Source organism: Acidovorax sp. ACV01, assembly GCF_014851495.1.
Taxonomy (GTDB): Bacteria; Pseudomonadota; Gammaproteobacteria; order Burkholderiales; family Burkholderiaceae_C; genus Acidovorax; species Acidovorax radicis.
Window position 1 is genome coordinate 50,913 of sequence record NZ_JACUZT010000014.1, and the last position, 21,727, is coordinate 72,639.

Sequence of the window (21,727 nt, forward strand, 5' to 3'; positions counted from 1 at the left end):
CGGATGGGAGGCCCGCGCAGCGCAGGCCGTACCCGGATCGTAGGAAGACGCCGCCTGGCACGCTGCGCTGAGCGTGCACAAAAGCCTTGTCCCAGCGTGCACGGCGCAGGGGGTTTACCCGGATTTCCGCCCCCGCCGCAGGAATAGCGGCGCGGCCGATAATCCCGCTGAGACAGGCAGCACCGTCTGCATGACGACTGGAGACACCCATGGCCCACCCTCTGACCGAGGTATCGACCGACACCGTGCCACCGCGCGACCGCCTGCACCTGTGGGGCGACGCGGTATGGCGCCTCATTGGCGGGCTGGAATCCGATGCGTTTGGCGACGAAGCCTTCGCGGGCCACATCACGTCGGGCCAGGTGGGCTACGTCAACCTGTGCCAGCTCGACGTGAGCCGCCACCGCGTGGTGCGCACCCCCAGCCTCATCCGCAGCAGCGACCGGGCCTACATCAAGGTGGTGGCGCAGCTCGAAGGGCGCGCCTGCTTCGAGCAGAACGGCCGCCAGGTGTGGCTGTCGCCCGGCGAATGGAGCGTGTACGACACCACGCGCGCCTACGCCGTGAGCAACCCCGAGGCCGTGCGCCAGATGGTGCTGATGATCCCCAAGGAGCAACTGCCCGAGCGCAAGCTCAAGCTCGATGACCTGATGGTGCAGCGGTTTTCCGGCACCACGGGCGTGTCGCGCCTGGCGTGGGACACCATGCGCGCGGCGTTCATCGAACTGCCCAGCATGTCCGATGCCGCTGCCGACGGCGTGGCCGACGTGATCACGCACCTGGTGCAGCTGTCGCTGCTGGAGCGAAACGGCCAGCACAGCGCCGTGTCGCAGCGCGAGGCCCTGCGTGACCGCATCGGCCAGTTCATCGACCGGCACCTGGGCGACCCCGAACTCACCATCGACCGCATGGCACAGGCGCTCAACTGCAGCAAGCGGCACCTGTACAACGCAGTGGCCGACGACGAGGAAACGCTGGCCGCCATGATCCAGCGGCGGCGGCTGGAGGCCTGCCTGCGCGACCTGCGCAGCAGCGCGCAGGCGCAGCGGTCGGTGACGGACATTGCGCTGTCCTGGGGCTTTTCGAACAGCGCGCATTTCAGCCGCGTGTTCCGCACCCATGTGGGCTGCAGCCCCAGCGACTACCGTGTGCGGGCCCGGGTTCCGGCACTGCCACACTGAGCGCGTGCCCGGGCCGCTGCGCAGGCCTGTCGGCAGGTCGTTTCATAAGAAAAAACGCCCCTACCGCTTGCGGTAAGGGCGCTTCCAGCTATTGAATCAATAGCAGTCGTGCTGGCGGCTGGCTGCCCGCCCCTGAGCGGGCGGGCAACTGTGCAACAAGCTCAGCCGTTTACTGAATGCTCAGCGACGTGGCCCGGCTCACGGGCTCCAGGCGGGCCAGCGTCAGGGTCAGCACGCCGTTTTCGAGCTTGGCAGAGCTGTTGGCTGCGTCAATGTCGGTAGCCAGCTCCCAGGCGCGTTGCACTTGGCGGGGCGCGCCTTCTACGCTTTGCAGGCGAACCTGGTTGCCTTCGATGCTGATGGACAGCTGCTCGCGGGCGAGGCCGGGTACATCCAGCTGCAAGGTGGTGGTCTTTTCGTCCTGGGTCACGGTGCAGCCGGCAGAGGTGGCAGCAGCAGGTGCGGCCAGTGCGCCCATCAGAAAACGCTGCAGCGCGAGGTCTGCAGAACGGGGGGATTGGGCGTAAGCGGCACGGCGGATCACGGGGGCGAAGATCATGGGTAACTCCTATAAACTGCGCGGCTCTCGACGTGGTCGCCGCATGCCAAGGAGTTGTGTACGGCCGGGTTGCTTTTCAAGGGAAAAATGGCATGAATAAATTGCGTTCCGTGGGCTTGAAAACAGCCACAGCGGCATTACGTCAACCGGTTTTGGCGGCCGCCACAGCGCTGGTGTGCGCTCTGATGCCTTTGTCTGCCAGCCATGCCCAGGGCGCGCCAGGCGTCGCTGCAGGCACAGCTCAGACGCAGGCCAAACCGGTCAAGGTGGCCCTCATCGAAAGCCTGTCGGGGGCCTTTGCCAACACGGGCGAGGCTGTGTATCGCAACGTCTACTGGGCCATGGAACGCGTGAACGCGCGTGGCGGCGTGCAGCTGCCGGCCAGCGCGGGTGGGCCTCGCTTGCTGAGCCTGGAGCGCTACGACAGCAAGGGCCAGAACGAAGAAGCCTTGTCGGCATTGCGGGCGGCCATCGACGATGGCGCGCAGGTCATCCTGCAGGGCAATTCGTCGGCCACTGCGGCGGTGCTGATCGAAGCCATCAACAAGCACAACGAGCGCGAGCCGAACAAGCGCGTGATCTTCCTCAACTACTCGGCGGTGGACCCGATCCTCACCAACGAAAAGTGCAGTTTCTGGCACTTTCGCTTTGACGCCCATGCCGACATGCGCATGGCCGCGCTCATGGAAGTGATGCGCGAAGACAAGGCCATCAAGAGCGTGTACCTCATCGGCCAGGACTACAGCTTCGGCCAGGCCGTGCTGCGCGAGGCGAAGAAGCAGCTGGCCGCCCAGCGCCCCGATGTGGCCGTGGTGGGCGACGAGCTGCACCCCATCGGCCGCGTGAAGGACTTCGCGCCCTATGCGGTGAAGATCAAGACCAGCGGCGCGCAGGCTGTGGTCACCGGCAACTGGGGCAACGACCTCACGCTGCTGGTCAAGGCCGCGCGCGAGGTGGGCTACGAAGGCAGCTTCTACACCTTCTACGGAAACGCGCTGGGTGCGCCTGCCGCCATCGGCGACGCGGGCATCGGCAAGGTGGTGGCTGTGGCCGACTGGCTGCCCAACGTGCCGGGCGCGCAGAGCGAGGCGTTCTACCAGTCGTTCCGCACGCGCTTTCCCAAGCCGCAGGATGACTATGTGCACATGCGCATGCAGCTCATGGTCGAGGCGCTGGCCCAGTCCATCGAACGCGCGGGCAGCACCGACGCCGTGGCCGTGGCGCGGCAGATGGAGAGCGCCAACGTGCAGCTCTCGGGCCAGGGCGGCAGCATGCGCGCGGCGGACCACCAGTTCCAGCAGGCGCTGGTGGTGGGCGTGATGGACAAGAAGGGCGCACCGGGCGTGAAGTTCGACGTGGAAGGCTCGGGCTACGGCTTTCGCGTGGTGCGGCAGATCTCCGCCGCCAAGGCGCAGCAGCCGCACAGCTGCACCATGACGAGGTTCTAAACCCCCCTGAGTCGCCTTCGGCGCCTTCCCCCGCAGGGGGACGCCATCCGTGGCCTGGCAAAGCCAGTTCCACGGTGGCTCTGGCGGGGCGCGTGCTCATGCGCGGAGCGCGCGTCAGAGGGAGGTGCAGAGCCTTGCGAGTGTGTGCGGTGCTGCCTCGCGCAGCGCGCGCCGCATATCGATATGAAAAGTTAGCGCAACCGGTGGAGGCCGTCGGGCCACAGAATTTGTCGCATTGATCACCCATGCGCGAATCGCTGCCTCCACCGTGTCCTACGCCCTCTCCCTGCTCGACAAAAGTCCCATCCCCGAAGGGGCCACGGCGGCCGAGGCGCTGCAGCGCACCGTAGCGCTGGCCCAGCGCGCCGAGCAGTTGGGCTACCGCCGCTTTTGGGTGGCCGAGCACCATGGCAACCCGGGCCTGGCCGGCTCGGCGCCCGAAGTGCTGGTGGCCCACCTGCTGGCGCGTACCTCGCGCATTCGCATCGGCTCTGGCGGCGTGATGCTGCAGCACTACAGCCCGTTCAAGGTGGCCGAGGCGTTCAAGGTGCTCGCATCCCTGGCCCCAGGCCGCGTGGACCTGGGCGTAGGCAAGGCGCCCGGCGGCCTGCCGCTGTCCACCCGGGCGCTGCAGGCGCTGCACGACAAATCCAGGCCATCCGACTTCAGCGCGCGCTTTGCGGAGCTGGACGCCTTCCTGCACGGAACGCTGGACCCGGACCACGCGCTGGCGGGCGCTGTGGCCTACCCCGCGCCGCCCAGCCTGCCCGAGCGCCATCTGCTCGGCGGCAGCCCCGACAGCGCGGCGCTGGCGGCGCGGCATGGCTGGCACTTCACATACGCAGGCCATTTCAATGGCGACCCCGTCAACATCGAACGCACGGTGCGCGTGTACCGCGAAGCCGCTGGCCGGGCCCCTTCGCTGGCGCTCTATGCGTTAGTGGCCCCTACGCAAGCGCAGGCCGACAGCCTGGTGGGCGCATTGCGCGTCTTCAAGCTGCATTTGTCCACCGGGCAGAGCGTGAACCTGCCCAGCGCCCAGGCCGCTGCGGAGTTTGCGCGCCAGGCCGGCGTGGCGGACTACCGGCTTGAAGAAACCCGGCCCCACGTGATCTCCGGCTCGCCCGAGCATGTGCGCGAGCAGCTCGATGCGCTCAGCGAGCGCTACGGCATCGAAGAGTTCGTGGTCGACACACCCGTCACAGGCTTTGCCGAGCGCCTGGCCTCGGTCGAGCTGCTGGCCGGCGCCTACGCCACCACCGAGGCCTGACCCGCTGGCCGCCCCCTTTTCCCAGGAACAGAAACTATGAGCAACAACCCACAACCCATCCGATTCGGCGTCATGCTGCATGGCGCAGGCGGCCACATGAATTCGTGGAAGCACCCCGCAGGCCCCGCGGACGCGAGCGTCAACCTCGAGTTCTACATCGAGACCACGCGGAAGGCCGAGGCCAACGGCATCGCCTTCGCCTTTGTGGCCGACGGGCTGTTCATCAATGCGAAGTCCATCCCGCACTTTCTGAACCGGTTCGAGCCCATCTCCATCTTGTCGGCGTTGGCCGTGGCGACGTCGAAGATCGGTCTGGCGGGCACCATCTCCACCTCGTACAGCGAGCCATTCACGGTGGCGCGGCAGTTCGCGTCGCTGGACCTCATCAGCAAGGGCCGCGCCGGCTGGAACGTGGTGACCACACCGCTGGAGGGCACGGCCAGCAACTACAGCCGCAACCACCCCGACCATGCGCTGCGCTATGAGATCGCCGACGAATACCTGCAGGTGACGCAAGGCCTGTGGGACAGCTGGGATGAAGACGCCGTGGTGCGCAACCGCGCCACGGGCCAGTTCTTCGACCCCGCCAAGCTGCACACGCTGGACCACAAGGGCCGCTTCTTCCAGGTGGCGGGTCCGCTCAACATCGGCCGGTCGCCGCAGGGGCAGCCGGTGATCTTTCAGGCGGGTTCATCGGACGCGGGCATTGGCCTGGCGGGCAAGTACGCCGATGCGGTGTTCACCCACTCGCCGTCGGTGGAAGAGACGCGCAGCTTTCTGCGCAAGGTCAAGGCCAGCGCCGTGGTGCATGGCCGCCAGGCCGACGATGTGAAGATCTTCCCCGGCATCGGGCCCGTCGTGGGCGCCACGCAGGAAGAGGCGGACGCCAAGTACCAGGCCATCCGCGAGCTGCTCACCGTCGATGAAGCGCTGGCCTACCTGGGCCGCTACTTCGACCACCACGACTTCAGCCAGTACCCGCTCGATGAGCCCTTCCCGGAGCTGGGCGAGATCGGCCGCAACAGCTTTCGCTCCACCACCGACCGCATCAAGGCCGATGCCAAGGCGCGCGGCCTGACGCTGCGCCAGGTGGCGCTGGAGGCCGCCACGCCGCGCTCGCAGTTCGTCGGCACCGGCGAGCGTGTGGCCGACGAGATCATCCGCTGGGTGGACGAGGGCGCGGCCGATGGCTTCATCCTGGGCTTCCCCGTGCTGTCGCAGGGGCTTGATGACTTCATCGCCCATGTGATCCCGGCGCTGGAGGCGCGCGGCCGCTACCAGCGCACGTTGCCGGGCCACACCCTGCGCGACCACCTGGGACTGCCGCGCAAGGCCAGCCGGTATGCGCAGGCCGATGTGGATGCCGCCACGGCGCCAGAGAAGAAGGTGGCGTGATGGGCGCAGCATTGCCGGCCGCAGCTTCCGCACACGACGTGCAGCGGGTGAAAAGTGTGGAAGAGGGCATTGCCGCTTTCATCCACGAGTTCCAGGCATTGCGCCGGGACCTGCACCAGCACCCCGAGCTGTCGTTCCAGGAGCACCGCACCTCGGCCATTGTGGCCGAGCGCCTCGCGTCCTGGGGCTACGAAGTAACCACCGGCATCGCGGGCACCGGCCTGGTAGGCACGCTGCGCCGGGGGCAGGGTACCAAGACCCTGGGCATCCGTGCCGACATGGATGCACTGCCCATCACCGAGGCCACGGGCCTGCCCTATGCCAGCCGCAATGCCGGGGTGATGCACGCCTGCGGGCACGACGGGCACACCACGGTGCTGTTGGCGGCCGCACGTTTCCTGGCTGAGTCGGGCCGATTCGACGGCACGCTAAACCTCATCTTTCAGCCCGCCGAGGAAAACGGCGGCGGCGCCAACCGCATGATCGGCGAGGGCCTGTTCGAGCGCTTTCCGTGCGACGCGGTGTTCGGCCTGCACAACTGGCCCTGCGTGGGCGCGGGGCACTTCGGCTGCGTGACCGGGCCTGCCATGGCCTCGGTGGACCAGATCACCATCACCGTGCGCGGCAAGGGCGGCCACGGCGCCGCGCCGCACGAGACGGTGGACCCGGTGGTGGCCAGTGCCCACATCATTACCGCGCTGCAGACGGTGGTATCGCGCAATGTCGATCCACTCGACATGGGCGTGGTCACGGTGGGCTCCATCCATGGCGGCAACGCGCCCAATGTGGTGCCCGAGAGCGTTGAGCTCAAGCTCACCGCCCGCGCCTTCAAACCCGAGGTGCGCGAGGTCCTCAAGGAGCGCATTCCAGCCATCGCCCGCGCGCAGGCCGAGAGCTTTGGTGCCACGGCCGATGTGTTGTACCGGCCCGGCTACCCGGCCGTGCTGAACCATGAGGCTGAGACGGAGCTGGCACGCAGTGTGGCCATCGACACCTTTGGCGCAGCCCGCGTGGACGCCGGGTTTCGCCCGCGCACGGCCAGCGAGGACTTCGCGTTCATGCTGCTCAAGCGCCCGGGCAGCTACGTGTTCGTGGGCAATGGCGATGGGGCATCGCTGCACAGCCCGTACTACGACTTCAACGACGCCATCCTGGCGCCCTCGGCCACGTACTGGGTGCGGCTGGCCGAGCGGTTTCTGGCCTGAGACCCCTTTCACGAGAAAGCCTTTCCATGAGTGACAGCTTCATCTACACCTCGCCTGCCGATCCCCTGGCCCGCCCGCTCATCGACGAGCTGTCGCACGAGTACGAGTCGCGCTACGGCGAGTTCTACGACCGCGAAGGCGGGCAGCGCGAGATGGAGAAGTACCCGCCCGAGCTGTTCACGCCGGAACACGGCGGCAGCTTTGTGCTGCTGCTGCGCGGCGGGCAGGCCATTGGCGGCGGCGCCTTCAAGCGCCACAGCGACGCGCACACGGCGGAGCTCAAGCGCGTGTGGACGCATTCAGCCCACCGCCGCCAGGGCCTCGCCGCCAAGGTGCTGCTGGAGCTCGAATCGCAGGCGCTGCGCCAAGGCTATGCGCGGCTGTACCTCACCACCGGCTTTCGCCAGCCCGAGGCCGTGGGGCTGTACCTGGGCCATGGGTATACGGCGCTGTTCGACACCACGCTGCCGCACGAGACGTACCGCCATCTGCCGTTCGAGAAGACGTTGCGCGCCGCGGACGGCCTGAACCCCGCGACGACGGTGACCGTTGCACCGCACCTTCTGGGAGTTGGCCCTGCTGCCGTCCTGGCGCAAGCAGCCTGATTGGCCACACGGACACCTGCCAGGCCCGTTACTGCCGTCACCGCCATCTTCACTATCCCTACGAAATCCAGACAGCCCGCGAGACCCGATCACCATGTCCACCTCCACCACCCTGGACGCCGCTGCCGGTTTGCCGCTGGGGCCCACCCCTGCCGCGCCGCCTGCGGCCAGCGGCCATGCGCCCAGTGCGCCGGCCGCCACCCCATCGCCCGCCCCGATGAAGGGCGACTATTCACACTACAAAGTCGTGCCTGCGCGCTACCGGGCACGGGCGGCCGGCACGGTGTTTGCCGCCGTGGTCATCGCGCTGGTGCTGTATTCGGTGTTCACCAACTCGCGCTGGGGCTGGAGCATCTTCGGCGAGTATTTCTTCTCGGAGCCTGTGCTGGTGGGCCTGGGCCGCACGCTGCTGCTGACCGCACTGGGGGCGCTGTTCGGATTCACGCTGGGCACGGCGCTGGCGCTGGCCCGCGTGTCGCGCTCGCCGCTGCTGGCGGGGCTGTCGTGGACCTTCATCTGGATCTTCCGGTCCATCCCGGTCATCGTGCTGCTGCTCATCATCAACAACCTGGGCTACCTGTACGAGACCGTGAGCCTGGGCGTGCCTTTCACCGGCTGGACGTTCTTCTCATACCCCACCACGCAGCTCATCAGCCCGTTCGTGGCGGCGCTGATCGGCCTCACGCTGAACCAGGCCGCCTTCGCATCGGAGATCGTGCGTGGTGGCATCCTGTCGGTGGACCAGGGGCAGCTGGAAGCCGCTGCTGCCCTGGGCCTGCCGCGCCGCCGCCAGGCGTTTCGCATCGTGCTGCCGCAGGCCATGCGGTCCATCCTGCCCGCGGGCTTCAACGACATCATCGGCCTAGCCAAGGGCACGTCCAATGTGTACATCCTGGCCCTGCCCGAGCTGTTCTACACCATCCAGATCATCTACCGCCGCAACCTGGAGGTGATCCCGTTGCTGATGGTGGCCACGGTGTGGTACCTGGTGATCCTTACGGTGCTGTCGCTGCTGCAGTACTACATCGAGCGCCATTTTTCCAAGGGCGCGCTGCGCAGCCCGCCGCCATCGATCTTCAGCGGCATTGCGCAGCGCCTGTGGTCTGCGCGGCGCGTGGCTACTCAAGCTGATACGGCCGTGGCCGCACCGGCAGCAGCGCCCACGCCCGCCGTCGCCACCGTGCCGCGCTGGACGGGCGAGCGCAACCGCGGTGGCGAGGTCACCATCCACGGCGTGTCCAAGAGCTACGGCGCCCTGCGCGTGCTCAAGGATGTGACGCTGACGGTGCCGCCCGGCAGCGTCACGGTGATCCTGGGCCAGTCGGGCTCGGGCAAGTCGACCTTGCTGCGCACCATCAACCACCTGGAGCGCGTGGACGATGGCTTTATCGCCATCGATGGCGAGCTGATCGGCTACCGCCAGGACGCCGACACCCTGTACGAGCTGGGTGAGAAGGACATCCTCCAACGCCGGGTGGACGTGGGCATGGTGTTCCAGAACTTCAACCTGTTCCCGCACCTCACGGTGCTGGAGAACATCGTCGAAGCCCCGGTCACCGTGCGCAAGCTGCCGCGTGCCGAGGCCGAAGCCCTGGCGCTGGAGCTGTTGGCGCGCGTGGGCCTGTCCGACAAGGCGCACAGCTATCCACGGCAGCTCTCCGGCGGGCAGCAGCAGCGCGTGGCCATCGCACGGGCCCTGGCGCTCAAGCCCAAGGTGCTGCTCTTCGACGAGCCCACCTCTGCGCTGGACCCCGAGCTGGTGGGCGAGGTGCTCGACGTGATCAAGGAACTGGCGCGCACCGGCACCACGCTCATCATCGTGACGCACGAGATCGGCTTTGCCCGCGAGGTGGCCGACACCGTCGTCTTCATGGAGCAGGGCCGCGTGCTGGAGACCGGCACACCCGCCAAGGTCTTCAGCCAGCCCGACCACCCCCGCACGGCGGAGTTCCTGGCCAAGGTGCTCTGAGCAGTCGGCCGCCTCACATTCCCTCACCCGCAGCGGCCTTTCTGGGCCAACCGGCCTGTAGCCCAGGCCGGGCTGCGGCATGGGCGCCGCTCTGATCTGCGCGATTTCGTTCTTCCTGTTTCTGTTTTCTTGAACCATCCATTTCATCCCCGGAGCCGATCCATGACCCTTGTGAACCGAACCCTCGCAGCCCTGGCACTGGCCGCTGCCTCCATCGCCGCACTGGCGCCCATCCACGCTGCTGCGCAGGCCATCGACCTGAGCCCCGAGCAGCCCACGCGCCCCCGCTCGCAGAAGGTGGACGAGGCGATCAAGCTCGTTGCCAAGGATTTCAAGTTCGCCAAGGACGGCGTGCTCACCGTGGGCACCACCACCGGCCGCCTGCCATTCGGCGCCTACGCCACCGACAACAAGACGCCCGTGGGCAACGCGCCGGACATCGCGCAGCTGGTGGCTGACAGCCTGGGGCGCAAGCTGGAGCTGGTGTCGGTGGCCTGGGCCGACTGGCCGCTGGGCCTGCAGTCGGGCAAGTTCGATGTGGTGATCTCCAACGTCACCGTGACCGAGGAGCGCAAGGAGAAGTTCGACTTCTCGACCTACCGCAATGACCAGCTGGGTGTGTACGTGAAGGCCGACAGCAAGATCACGTCGGTGAAGGAACCCAAGGATGTGGCGGGCCTCAAGATCGTTGTGGGCGCGAGCACCAACCAGGAGCAGATTCTGCTGCGCTGGAACCAGCAGAACATCGCCGCGGGCCTCAAACCCGTGGACATCCAGTACTACGACGACGATGTGGTGCTGTACCTGGCGCTGGCCTCGGGCCGTGCCGATGCGTACCTGGCCCCCAACGGCATCGCCGCGCACAACGCGCGCGATGGCAAGACGAAACTGGTAGGCACCTTCTCGGGCGGATGGCCGCAGGCGGCCGAGATTGCCGTGACCTCGCGCAAGGGCTCGGGCATTGCCGACGCGATCACCACGGCGCTGAATGCGCAGATCAAGAACGGCAACTACGCCAAGGCCCTGGAGCGCTGGAACCTGCAGTCCGAGGCAATCCAGGTCTCGCGCACCAACCCTCCCGGCCTGCCCAAGAAGTAAGCCTGCGGCGTTCAAGGACTAATCATGACTCTCCATTCCTTATCGCGCCGCAGCCTGGTGGCCCTGGCCTCGGCGTGCGCGTTGTCCTGCGCGTGGACCGTGGCCGGTGCTGCCACCGCGTTCGACTTCAGCCCCGAGCAAAAGGGCCGCATCCGTGCCGAGAAAGACGCAGCGGCCGTGCAGGCCATTCCGAAGAATTTCAAGTTCGTGAAGGAGGGCGTCTTCACCGTGGCCATTGCGCCGTTTGCGCCGCCCATCGCCACCTATGCCAGCGACGCCAAGACCGTGGTGGGGTTCGATCCGGACTATGCGCAGCTGATTGCCGACGCGCTGGGGCTCAAGCTCGAATTGCTGCCGATTGCCTGGGCCGACTGGCCGCTCGGGCTCACGTCGGGCAAGTACGACGCGGTGATCTCCAACGTGGGCGTGACGGAGCTACGCAAAGAGAAGTACGACTTCTCCACCTACCGCCTGGGGCTGCACGGCTTTTATGTGCGGGCCGACAGCAAGATCACCTCCATCAAGGAGCCCAAGGACATTGCCGGGCTCAAGGTCATCACCGGCTCGGGCACCAACCAGGAACGCATCCTGCTGGAGTGGAACAAGCAGAACGTCGCTGCAGGCCTCAAGCCCGTGGAGCCCGTGTACTTCGACGACGACGCCGCGCGGCTGCTGGGCGTGGTGTTGGGCCGGGCCGACGCCAACTTCAACCCCAACGCGCCGCAGGCCTACCACGCGGCCAAGGACGGCAAGATCAAGCTCGTGGGCACGGTGAACGCGGGCTGGCCGCTCAAGTCCGACGTGGCCATCACCACGCGCAAGGGCTCGGGCCTGGCCGATGCGCTGACGCTGGCCACCAACGGGCTCATCAAGAACGGCAAGTACACGCAGGCGCTACAGCGCTGGAGCCTGCTGGAGGAGGCTTTGCCCAAATCCGAAACCAACCCCCCAGGACTACCGAAGTTTTGAAAATGGCCATCGCGCATCTCGCATTCCTGACCCCTGGCAACTATGCCGAGGACAGCCCGCTGCAAGGGCTGGAAGACACCCTGCGCTTGTTCGAGCACGGGGAAGCCCTGGGCTACCAGGGCGCGTGGGTGCGCCAGCGGCATCTGGAACGGGCGGTGTCGTCCGCGGCCACGCTGTTGGCCGCCGCCACGCAGCGCACGCGGCGCATCGCGCTGGGCACGGCGGTGATCCAGATGGGGTATGAGAACCCTTTTCGGCTGGCTGAGGACCTGGCCACGGTGGACGTGCTGTCGCGCGGTCGCCTGCAGGTGGGGCTGAGTGCGGGGGCGCCGCCGTACGGGCCGCTGTTGGGCGGGCGTTTGTTCGACGGCGATGCGCAGGCCATCGATTTCTCGCACGCCCGGGTGGAGCGCCTGCGAAGCAATCTGCGCGGTGATTTCGTCGGCGACGACGACTTTTTCGTGGAGTCGCCCGCAGGCCGCCAGCGCCCGCGGGTGCAGCCGCATGCTGCAGGGTTGGTGGAGCGGTTGTGGTATGGCGGCGGGTCGCTGAGGTCTGCGCAGTGGGCGGGTGCGCAGGGCTACCACCTGCTCATCGGCAACCTTAACCGCGGTGAGCAGACCGACGACTTCTTTGCGGCGCAGCGCAGTCAGCTGAATTTGTTCCATGCGAACTGGTCGGCGCCGTATGCGCCGCGCGTGGCGCTGGGCAGGGTCATCGTGCCGCTCGATAGTGCCGACGCCGCCACGCGTGCCCGCTACCGTGCCTGGGCTGCGCTCAGAGTGCCGCGCACTTTGGGGCCGCAAGGCGATCGCCGCACGCTGTTCGCGCGCGACCTGGTCGGCACGTCGGACGAGATTCTGGAGAGCCTGCGCCAGGACCCCATCGTGCCGCAGGTGCAGGCGCTACGGCTGGAGCTGCCGTACGACTTCAGCGTCGAAGACTATGCGCAGATCCTGAGCGACACCGCGCGGTACATCGCACCGGAACTCGGCTGGTCACCGGCTGATGCAGGGCCCGGGGCCCTCGGCAGTCACTGTCCGGCGCGTGCGGCCGACACTTCGCGACCCAGCTCGATCACGGCCATCGCGTAGTAGCTCGACCAGTTGTAGCGCGTGATGGCGTAGAAGTTCTCGGTGCCTGCCACGTAGCTCGCGGGATCGCCGCCATTTTGCAGTTCGATCATGGCGAGTGGCCCCGTGTGCTGCACGCCCGCGGCGTCCAGCACCGCGCCCTTGGCCTGCATGCTGGCCACGCTGAAGGTGGGCAGGATGTCAGGCGCCATCAGGTCATCGAGCTGCAGGCGCGCGGTGTCGAACTGCACGCCGAAGTGCGTGGGCATGCCCGGCGTCCACCCGTGGCCGCGAAAGTAGTTGGCGACCGAGCCGATGGCGTCGGCCGGGCTCTTGAACAGGTCCACACGGCCGTCGCCATCGAAGTCGATGGCATAGCGCACCCAGCTCGACGGCATGAACTGGCCCAGGCCCATGGCGCCGGCATAGCTGCCGCGGGGCTCGAACGGGTCGGTGTTGCTGCGGTTGGTGAGGCTCAGGAACTGCTCCAGCTCGCGGCGGAAAAATTCGGTGCGCTCTTTGGCGCGCGGATGGGCTGACGGGAAATCAAACGCCAGCGTGACCAGCGCGTCCATCACACGGAAGGTGCCCATCTGCTGCCCGTAGATGGTCTCTACGCCGATGATGCCGACGATGATCTCGGCGGGCACGCCGTACTCGCGCTCAGCCCGCTCCAGCGTCGCCTGGTTCTCCTGCCAAAACCGCTGGCCGGCGCGGATGCGGATGGGGTCGATGAAGCGGCTGCGGTACACCCGCCAGTTCTTGGCTGTGCCTTTGGGCGGCGGCAGCATGAGCCGTGGGACCTGTGGCAGGAAGTGCGCCTGTCCAATGGCCTGGCGCACCCACTCGCGGTCCAGGTCGCGGCGTGCGGCCAGATCGTCGGCAAACTGCAGCGCCTCGGTGCGCGATGCGTAGAGCACCGCTGGTTTTTGCTTTGTGGTGGCGGTTTTAGAGGGTTTTTGGGGGCTTGCGCTTACTGGTATTGTGCAAAATGCTATTAAAAATATAGCAACCGTGATCCATGGAGCTGTCTTCGTCATTTCGGGTGTTCGTTACTTTGTTGTGTCCCTGCGCCTCGAAACCGGCGCGACCCAGGCCAGGGCCGCCGCGCAAGGGCAGCCCCGCCGCGCCAGCGGCGTCCCCCTTCCCGGCGAAGCCGCTCAGGGGGATGATTCATCTCTTTGGCCAGGGCAAGGTGCGGAACTCGCGCCGCAGGGCACCCAGTTCGGAGTCGGGGTGGGGGGCGTAGCGCAATCGCTCCAGCCGCAGCAGCCAGTCTGCCACTTCAGCGGCCGGCGCCCCGAATTGTGCACGCACCCGTTCTGCCATTGCGCGTGGGGGCAGGGTTTCTGGCAGTGGCAGCCCGGCGCGCGCCAGGCGTTGGCGCGTGCGGGCCAGCAGCCGCAGCCAGGGGTCGTGCTGGCTGCGCTCCCACAGGCTCCAGCCCATGCCGCCCAGTGCAGCCGCGATGACCAGGGTGCCCAGCACGGTGGTGAGGTCCTGCCAGCTGGGAGATTCAAACCCCAGCGCTTTGAGCAGGTCCATCTGGCGGCTCTGGGTGTAATTGAGCACCCACTGGTTCCAGCCATTGTTGACGGCTTCCCACACGGCCCGCAGGTTCTGCACCATGCCCGGGCTGAGGGTGCCCAGGGCGTTGGCGAACGCTCCCTGGGGTGCGCGCAAACGCTGGAACTGACCCACGCGGTTCGGCGAGACGGCGCCTGTGGGATCTACACGCACCCAGCCACGCCCCTCCATCCAGACTTCGGCCCAGGCATGGGCGTCGGCATTGCGCACGGTCCAGTAGCCATCCACGGGGTTGCGTTCACCCCCCTGGTAGCCCGTGACGATGCGCGCGGGCACATCCATGGCGCGCATCAGCACCACGAAGGCCGAGGCAATGTGCTCGCAGAAGCCCTCCTTGCGGTCAAACCAGAATTCGTCGGCGGTGTGTTCGCCAAAAACGCCGGGATCCAGGGAGTAGTTGTAGCCGCCCGTGCGCAGGCGCTCCAGCACCGCATTGACGAGCGTGCCGGTGCTGGCGGTGGCCAGTGCGGGGTCGGCACGCATCTGCGCGGCCAGCGCCAGGGTGCGGGGGTTGAAGCCGGGCGGCAGCTCGGTGTATACGCGCAACTGGCGCACGGACTGCTGGGGGCCATGGCGGTACTCTGGGTAGCTCACGGCCTGGTAGCGCAGTACATCGGTGATGGGGCGTGTGGTCATCCACTGCAGGTCCTGGGTCATGTAGGCCTGCATTTGATTGGGCAGCTGTGGCGCCTCGGGCGTCGCCTCCAGCACCATCAGCCAGGGTTGTCGCTGGGGTTCGAGCGTCACCTCATAGCGCACCGCCGGGCCGCTGACCTGCAGATTGGCGGGCAGGGCTGCACGCGCAGCCCAGGCGCTGTCTTCGCGGAAGGGCTCAGCCTGCCATTCCCGGCCATCGAACGCGGTCATGACGGGCCCGCGAAAGTACAGCGTGGATTGCGCAGGCACATCGGTGGGCGCCCCCTCGAAGCGCAGGCGGATGGCCACGCGCTCGTCCAGTGCGATCTCGGCCATGTCCCCGATCTTCATCGTGCCCGAGAGGCCGCTGCGCCCGGAGAGGTTTTCGCCGGGCATGCCCCACAGCGGCGACATGCGTGGAAACAGCATGAACAGCGCCACCATGATGGGCGCCCCCAGCAGCGCCATGGTGCCCGCCATGCGGAAGGTCTGCGCCAGGGGCGGGCGCCCCACTGGCATGTGGGCATTGACCAGTGCCATGAGCAGGCCCAGCAGCGCCACCAGCATGGCGGCGGCTGTCAGCAGCGACTGCGAGAAGAAGAAATTGCTGAGCATCGTGAAGAAGCCCAGGAAGAACACCACCATCGCGTCGCGGCGCGCGCGCAGCTCCAGCATCTTGAGCGCGAGCAGCATGACGATGAGGGTAACGCCCGCATCCCGCCCGAGGATGGTGCGGTGCGTGAACAGCGTGCCCGCTACCGCCACCATCAGCAGGGCGGCCACGGTCCAGCGACTGGGCAGCGGGCGCCCCACCCAGGCCAGCCAGCCGCGCCACAGCAGCAGGCCGCTGGCCAGCAGGCTGGTCCACACTGGCAGGTTGGACACCTGCGGCGCGATGACCCACACGATCACGAACAGCAGAAAGAGCGTGTCGCGGGCGTCGCGCGGCAGGGAAACAAGGGTCTGGCGCAGGTTCATGGCAAAGGTTCACGCCCGGCTGGTGGGGATTGGTTTGCTATTGAAAATATAGCTATTGACGCATTGATGGTAAGCGCTAGGTGCCAATTTGATGCGAATTTTGACGAGAGGATCAGCACAGTGCCAGCGCTTCCAGGCAATTTCTTCGGTGTGCGGCCCCCGTGTCCGGGGCGATCTCCACACCCGGCAGGCGCAGGCCATAGTCCAGCCCCAGCCGGTCGGCCTGCAGCACCCAGGCGGTCAGGCGCGAGATGCGGGCTTCATGGTCGGGCAGCGCCGCGCGGGCGAGGTCCAGCCACAGCTCGTGCCGCTGGGCCTGCTGGGCGTCGCGGCTCACCAGGTCGTCCGTGCCGGTGCCCAGTGATTTGGCGGCCTTCTTCCAGACCACCAGCTTGAGCGGATCACCCCGGCGGTAGGCGCGCACGCCGTCGAATTCGCCAATGCCCTGGGATTGCGCGTTGCCCGTGCCGCCCGCGCGGGGTTCGCCAGGGGGCAGGGGCGGTGCGGGGGTCTCGGGCGCAGGGTAGACAAGCACCTGGGCGGCGGGGCGCCAGTAGGTCCAGACGCGGAAAGTGCCGAGCGGAAAGCGCGTCTCGGCGGTCAATGTGGGCACGCGGTGCAGGCCACGGCGCGGCGGCCTGAAGGCCACCTGCACGCTGGACTGCCCCTGCGCAGGCACGTCGGTCCAGGCCCAGTGGTGCGCCTCTTTGCCCGTGCCGTGCACCGACAGCGCAATGCCGTAGCGCGGGGTCTTGCGTTCGCTGGACAGCTGGATGTCAAACGCCGTGCTGGTGCCCATGAAGTGCGGCTCGGGGGCCTTCAGGTGCAGCGTGAGGCCGCGCAGGTTGGCGTGGCAGATGTGCATGCCCACCACGGCGCTGCCCGCCAGCAAAAAGGTCAGCAGGTAGCCCAGGTTGAGCTGGTAGTTGATGGATGCGACCAGCAACACGATGAGCGTCAACGCCAGCATCCAGCCCGAGCCCGTGGGCAGGATGTAGACATTGCGCTGGGTGAGCGCGAGCGTGTCGCTCAGCGGCAACCGCGCCTGCCACCAGCGCTGGAAGCGGCGGCGCAGTGGCGCAAAGGGGTTCAGCCGGGCAGCCAGGCTGCGCCAGCGGGCAGTGGGTGACAGGGAGAGCGGGGCAGCGGATTCCATGGATCAGGGCAAGGGCACCGCTTCGACCATCGCTCGGACTTGCTCCACCGCGCCGCGCCCGGCGTCGCCCACGGGCACCAGGCGGTGGGCGATGGTTTGGGGCAGCACGGCCTGCACGTCGTCGGGGGCCACATAGTCGCGCCCGCTGATGAGGGCCTGCGCCTTGGCCGCACGCACCAGCGCAATGCCCGCGCGGGGCGACAGGCCCTGCAAAAACCACCGGCCCGAGCGCGTGGCGGCAATCAGGTCCTGCACATAGTTGAGCAGCGGGTCGGCCGTGTGGATGGCCTGCACCTGGCGCTGCAACTCGGCCAGCTCCTCGTCGGACAACAAGGGCAGCATGGTGTCCACCATGTCCCTTCGGTCGGCGCCCGCCAGCAGTACGCGCTCGGCCGCGCGGTCGGGGTAGCCGATAGAGATGCGCATCAAAAAACGGTCCAGCTGCGATTCGGGCAGCGCAAAGGTGCCCAGCTGGTCGTGGGGGTTCTGGGTGGCAATCACGAAGAACGGGTGGGGCAGGGCGCGTGTTTCGCCTTCCACCGATACCTGTTTTTCTTCCATGGCTTCCAGCAGCGCACTCTGCGTCTTGGGGCTGGCGCGATTGATTTCATCGGCCAGCAACACCTGGGCGAACACCGGGCCGGGGTGGAACACGAAGGCCTCCTTGCCGCGTTCATACACGGACACGCCGGTCAGGTCGCTGGGCATCAGGTCGGCCGTGAACTGCACGCGCGAGAACTGCAGGCCAAACGTGCGCGAAAGGGCGTGGGCTAGGGTGGTCTTGCCCACCCCCGGCACGTCTTCGATCAGCAGGTGCCCACCCGCCAGCAGGCAGGCCACGCAGTCCTGGACCTGGGCCTGTTTGCCCACGATCACCGTGTTAAGCTGATCCAGAAGTGATTTGATTTTGTGCTGTGCGTTCATGGCACGACGTTATCCGAAAAACCGAGAAAAATGCGACACGCGGGGACAAGACTGTGAGCAAGACGGGCTATTTCACCCATCGGGATTGTTGGAAGCACGAGATGGGCCCGGGTCACCCCGAATGCCCCGAACGGCTGGATGCGATTGAAGACCGCTTGCTGATCACCGGAGTGGGCGATGCCTTGGAGCGCTATGACGCCCCCGAGGCCTCGCTGGCCGATATTGAATTGGCCCACGGCCGCATGCACATCGCGGCACTGCGCGGCATGTCCGACCGGCTCAATGAAGAGCTGATGGCCGGTGGCCCCAACTACGCGCAGATCGACACCGACACCTCCATCAATGCCCACACCTGGAAGGCATCGCTGCGCGCCGCCGGGGCAGCGCTGGCCGCCACCGACGCGGTGATGGCGGGCGAGGTGGAAAACGCGTTCTGCTCGGTGCGCCCCCCCGGCCACCATGCCTGCCGCGACAAGGCCATGGGGTTTTGCTTCTTCAACAACGTCGCCGTGGCGGCCAAGTACGCGCTGCAGCGCTACAACCTGCAGCGCGTGGCGGTGGTGGACTTTGATGTGCACCACGGCAATGGCACCGAGGACATCCTGGCGGGCGACCCGCGGGCGCTGATGGTCAGCATCTTCCAGCACCCGTTCTACCCCTACAGCGGCGACCACGATCCCGCGCCCAACATGGTCAATGTGCCCGTGCCCGCCTACACACGGGGCATGGACATCCGCGAAATCATCGAGATGATGTGGATGCCCCGGCTGGAGGCCTTCAAGCCCGAGATGATTTTTGTGAGTGCGGGCTTTGATGGCCACCGCGAGGACGACATGGGCCAGCTGGGCCTGACCGAGCAGGACTATGCCTGGATCACCCAGCGCGTGAAGGATGTGGCGCGCCGCTATTCCCAAGGCCGCATCGTGTCGTGCCTGGAGGGCGGCTATGTGATGGGACCGCTGGCACGCAGTGTGGAGGCGCATTTGCGGGTCCTGGCTGATCTTTGACTCCCCCTGAGCCGCCTGCGGCGTCTTCCCCCTGAGGGGGACGCCACCCGTGGCCTGGCGGAGCCAGCTCCACGGTGGCGCTGGCCTCATGCGCGCCTGTTTCAAACGCCCCTCGCATTGCTGTGCACAGGAGAAACAACATGACGATTCCAAATTCTGACGAGCTGCTGCTGATCACCCGTGATACGCGCGGTGTGCTCACCCTCACTTTGAACGACCCTGCACGCTTCAATGCGTTGGGCTCTGAAATGCTGACAGCCCTGCAACAGGCGCTGGACGAAGCGGGCCGCGACGAATCTGTGCGCGTGGTGGTGCTGGCCGCGGCGGGCAAGGCCTTCTGTGCGGGGCACAACCTCAAGGACATGGCGGCGAACCCGGAGCTGGCGTACTACCAAAAGCTGTTTGCGCAATGCAGCCGCATGATGCTGACCATCCACAAGCTGCCCGTGCCCGTGATCGGGCGCGTGCAAGGCATGGCGACGGCGGCGGGCTGCCAGCTGGTGGCGCAGTGCGACCTGGCCGTGGCGGCCGACAGCGCGAGTTTTGCCACCAGTGGCATCCACTACGGCCTGTTCTGCGCAACGCCGAGCGTGCCGCTCGTGCGCAATGTGCCCGCCAAGCGGGCGATGGAAATGTTGCTCACCGGCGATTTCATCGATGCGCCCACCGCGCTGGCGCAGGGCCTGGTGAACCGTGTGGTGTCCGCCAACGCGCTGGATGCCGAGGTCGAAAAGCTGGTGGAGTCCATCCTGCAAAAGCCCCGTGTGGCCGTGGCCATGGGCAAGGCGCTGGTGTACCAGCAGCGTGAGCTGGGCATGGACGCGGCCTACCAGTTGGCAGGCCAGGCCATGGCCACCAACATGATGGACGACGCCGCGCAGGAGGGTGCGCGTGCCTTCGCCGAAAAGCGCCAGCCCACCTGGAAGCGCTGAGAGCCATGGCGACGACAGAAATTTCCATGCTCGAAGATGTGGGCCGCTGGGCCGAAGCGTTCCTTCGGCCCACGGTGCTGGTGGAATTGGCCGCCCTGGCCGCCTGCCTGGGGCTGGCCTGGTTGCTGGTGTCGCTGCTGCAGCGTGGACTGCACCGGGGTGACCCGCGCTCCATCCTGTTCGGCGCGCGGATTGTCGATGGCGCACTGTTTCCACTCGCGCTGCTGAGCCTCGCCTATGTGGCGCGAACCGTGCTGCTGCAATGGATTCCGCTGGCCGTGTTCAAGGTTGCCGTGCCGGTGCTGGTGTCCCTGGTGGTCATCCGCATCGGGGTGAAGGTGTTGCAGGTGGCATACCCGGAGGCTGCCTGGGTGCGGCCCATCGAGCGCTCTATCTCCTGGCTGGCCTGGCTGGGCATGGTGCTTTGGGTCACGGGGTTGTTGCCGCTGGTGCTCGATGAGCTGGACCAGATCCACTGGAAGGTAGGGGGTGCCACCCTGTCGGTGCGCACCATGATCGAAGGGGCTCTGACGGCTGCTGCCGTGTTGCTGATCGCGCTGTGGATTTCTGCAGCCATCGAGTCGCGCCTGCTGCGCTCTGCCACCGGGGCCGAGCTTTCACTGCGCAAGGCGGTGAGCAATGCCGTGCGGGCGCTGCTGATTTTTGTCGGGCTCATCATGGCCCTGTCGGCCGTGGGCATTGACCTGACCGCGCTGTCGGTGCTGGGTGGTGCCGTGGGCGTGGGCATTGGCTTTGGCCTGCAGAAGCTGGCGTCCAACTACGTGAGCGGCTTTGTGATTCTGGCCGAGCGCAGCATGCGCATTGGCGACAACGTGCGGGTGGACAACTTCGAGGGGCGCATCACCGACATCAACGCGCGCTACACCGTGGTGCGCTCGTCCACGGGGCGCGAGTCCATCGTGCCCAACGAGATGCTGATCATCCAGCGGGTGGAGAACCTGTCGCTGGCAGACCCCCGGGTGTGGCTGTCCACCGTGGTGAGCGTGGGCTATGAAAGTGATGTGGACCTGGTCATCCGCCTGCTGGGCGAGGCAGCCCTTGCCAGCAGCCGCGTGCTGCGCGATCCGGCCCCCAGTGTGGCCTTGTCGGCGTTTGGTGCCGACGGGCTGGAGTTCACCGTGGGTTTCTGGATTGCCGATCCCGAGAACGGCTCGCTGGGCCTGCGTTCGGAGATCAACCGTGCCATCCTGAGTGCGCTGCGCACCCACAAGATCGATATCCCGTACCCGCAGCGGGTCATGCATGTGCAGGTCGAAGGGCCGCTTCCCGCCGCGATGCAGGGCGCGGCTGTGGGCCGGGCGGCATCCGGCACAGAGTAAGCCGTATCGCCCCTTGCCATGCTCCCGCCGGGTGCCCCAGGCGACAGCAAACTCTAGACAGATGCGGTGCTCACTCGCCTATAATCCACAAAAAGCACGATCGTTCGTTTTTTCGATTGTGTGGTCTGTGTCCTGGCTCCGTAGCGCTTTCGTTGCAGTGCGGCATAGAATGTTCTAGTTTACGTAAACGTCAATTCAACCAACTCTAGGAGCCGCAGCAATGAAGGTCTTGGTCCCTGTCAAGCGCGTGGTGGACTACAACGTGAAAGTCCGAGTCAAGTCGGACAACACGGGTGTGGACATCGCCAACGTGAAGATGAGCATGAACCCCTTTGACGAAATCGCCGTCGAAGAGGCCGTGCGCCTGAAAGAAAAAGGCCTGGTGACCGAAGTCA

At 66.7% G+C, this 21,727-nt stretch carries 18 protein-coding genes and 1 pseudogene; 14 read left to right on the plus strand and 5 right to left on the minus strand.

All coding sequences use genetic code 11. The features are described 5' to 3' along the window. The first annotated feature begins 209 nt into the window (after positions 1-209). Positions 210-1,181 (plus strand): helix-turn-helix domain-containing protein, encoded by a 972-nt coding sequence (locus IB243_RS26305; RefSeq protein WP_192430026.1) that lies wholly within the window; start codon positions 210-212, stop codon positions 1,179-1,181. Between the two features lie 169 nt (positions 1,182-1,350). Here the strand turns inward: IB243_RS26305 and IB243_RS26310 are convergent, their stop codons facing one another. Continuing rightward, positions 1,351-1,740: an Hsp20/alpha crystallin family protein gene (locus tag IB243_RS26310; RefSeq protein WP_010460066.1), complete on the minus strand. Its 390-nt coding sequence runs from the start codon at positions 1,738-1,740 to the stop codon at positions 1,351-1,353. A gap of 92 nt (positions 1,741-1,832) precedes the next feature. Here IB243_RS26310 and IB243_RS26315 point away from each other — a divergent pair, with 92 nt between their 5' ends. The 9 genes from IB243_RS26315 (at position 1,833) to IB243_RS26355 (ending at position 12,793) form a co-directional block, all read left to right on the plus strand. Then, on the plus strand, positions 1,833-3,188 hold the full coding sequence (locus tag IB243_RS26315; RefSeq protein WP_192430027.1) for a branched-chain amino acid ABC transporter substrate-binding protein: 1,356 nt from the start codon (positions 1,833-1,835) through the stop codon (positions 3,186-3,188). A 268-nt stretch (positions 3,189-3,456) separates the two neighbouring features. After that, entirely contained in the window at positions 3,457-4,458 is a 1,002-nt protein-coding gene (locus tag IB243_RS26320; RefSeq protein WP_192430028.1) for an LLM class flavin-dependent oxidoreductase, read from the plus strand. A gap of 36 nt (positions 4,459-4,494) precedes the next feature. Then, the gene (locus IB243_RS26325) at positions 4,495-5,853 is read left to right on the plus strand and encodes an LLM class flavin-dependent oxidoreductase (RefSeq protein ID WP_192430029.1); all 1,359 of its coding nucleotides are present in this window, start codon (positions 4,495-4,497) and stop codon (positions 5,851-5,853) included. After that, on the plus strand, positions 5,853-7,058 hold the full coding sequence (locus IB243_RS26330; RefSeq protein WP_192430030.1) for a M20 aminoacylase family protein: 1,206 nt from the start codon (positions 5,853-5,855) through the stop codon (positions 7,056-7,058). Before IB243_RS26325 ends, IB243_RS26330 begins: the two co-directional genes overlap by 1 nt. 26 nt (positions 7,059-7,084) lie before the next feature. After that, a complete protein-coding gene (locus IB243_RS26335; RefSeq protein ID WP_192430031.1) occupies positions 7,085-7,663 on the plus strand; it encodes a GNAT family N-acetyltransferase in 579 nt (192 codons plus the stop codon). Positions 7,664-7,880: 217 nt separating this feature from the next. Continuing rightward, positions 7,881-9,632 (plus strand): amino acid ABC transporter permease/ATP-binding protein, encoded by a 1,752-nt coding sequence (locus IB243_RS27375; protein WP_192430040.1) that lies wholly within the window; start codon positions 7,881-7,883, stop codon positions 9,630-9,632. 162 nt (positions 9,633-9,794) lie between these two features. Beyond that, positions 9,795-10,730 carry an ABC transporter substrate-binding protein gene (locus IB243_RS26345; protein ID WP_192430032.1) on the plus strand — a complete coding sequence of 312 codons (936 nt, stop codon included), beginning with the start codon at positions 9,795-9,797 and terminating at the stop codon, positions 10,728-10,730. A 24-nt stretch (positions 10,731-10,754) separates the two neighbouring features. Further along, positions 10,755-11,699, plus strand: coding sequence for an ABC transporter substrate-binding protein (locus tag IB243_RS26350; RefSeq protein ID WP_192430033.1), 945 nt, complete (start codon positions 10,755-10,757; stop codon positions 11,697-11,699). A gap of 2 nt (positions 11,700-11,701) precedes the next feature. Next, positions 11,702-12,793, plus strand: coding sequence for an LLM class flavin-dependent oxidoreductase (locus tag IB243_RS26355; protein WP_192430034.1), 1,092 nt, complete (start codon positions 11,702-11,704; stop codon positions 12,791-12,793). Here IB243_RS26355 and mltB read toward each other — a convergent pair. The 4 genes from mltB to IB243_RS26375 all read right to left on the minus strand — a co-directional run bounded on the left by mltB (position 12,733) and on the right by IB243_RS26375 (position 18,053). Beyond that, positions 12,733-13,692: a lytic murein transglycosylase B gene (mltB, locus tag IB243_RS26360; RefSeq protein ID WP_370540396.1), complete on the minus strand. Its 960-nt coding sequence runs from the start codon at positions 13,690-13,692 to the stop codon at positions 12,733-12,735. The two genes, IB243_RS26355 and mltB, sit on opposite strands and share 61 nt — an antisense overlap. 253 nt (positions 13,693-13,945) lie before the next feature. Next, complete coding sequence (locus IB243_RS26365; protein WP_192430036.1) at positions 13,946-15,973, minus strand: DUF3488 and transglutaminase-like domain-containing protein; 2,028 nt, start codon at positions 15,971-15,973, stop codon at positions 13,946-13,948. 112 nt (positions 15,974-16,085) lie between these two features. Continuing rightward, positions 16,086-17,129 (minus strand): DUF58 domain-containing protein, encoded by a 1,044-nt coding sequence (locus IB243_RS26370; protein ID WP_057270737.1) that lies wholly within the window; start codon positions 17,127-17,129, stop codon positions 16,086-16,088. A gap of 3 nt (positions 17,130-17,132) precedes the next feature. Continuing rightward, positions 17,133-18,053 carry a MoxR family ATPase gene (locus IB243_RS26375; RefSeq protein WP_010460095.1) on the minus strand — a complete coding sequence of 307 codons (921 nt, stop codon included), beginning with the start codon at positions 18,051-18,053 and terminating at the stop codon, positions 17,133-17,135. A gap of 101 nt (positions 18,054-18,154) precedes the next feature. On the opposite strand from IB243_RS26375, the gene IB243_RS26380 reads away from it, so the two are divergent. From IB243_RS26380 to IB243_RS26395, 4 genes and pseudogenes are all read left to right on the plus strand, one after another. Then, the gene (locus IB243_RS26380) at positions 18,155-19,060 is read left to right on the plus strand and encodes a histone deacetylase family protein (protein WP_050812458.1); all 906 of its coding nucleotides are present in this window, start codon (positions 18,155-18,157) and stop codon (positions 19,058-19,060) included. A 140-nt stretch (positions 19,061-19,200) separates the two neighbouring features. Continuing rightward, positions 19,201-19,992 carry an enoyl-CoA hydratase gene (locus IB243_RS26385; protein WP_192430037.1) on the plus strand — a complete coding sequence of 264 codons (792 nt, stop codon included), beginning with the start codon at positions 19,201-19,203 and terminating at the stop codon, positions 19,990-19,992. A 5-nt stretch (positions 19,993-19,997) separates the two neighbouring features. Next, positions 19,998-21,332 carry a mechanosensitive ion channel family protein gene (locus tag IB243_RS26390; RefSeq protein ID WP_192430038.1) on the plus strand — a complete coding sequence of 445 codons (1,335 nt, stop codon included), beginning with the start codon at positions 19,998-20,000 and terminating at the stop codon, positions 21,330-21,332. 220 nt (positions 21,333-21,552) lie between these two features. Continuing rightward, positions 21,553-21,727 (plus strand): annotated as a pseudogene (locus tag IB243_RS26395) (electron transfer flavoprotein subunit beta/FixA family protein); the annotation flags it as partial.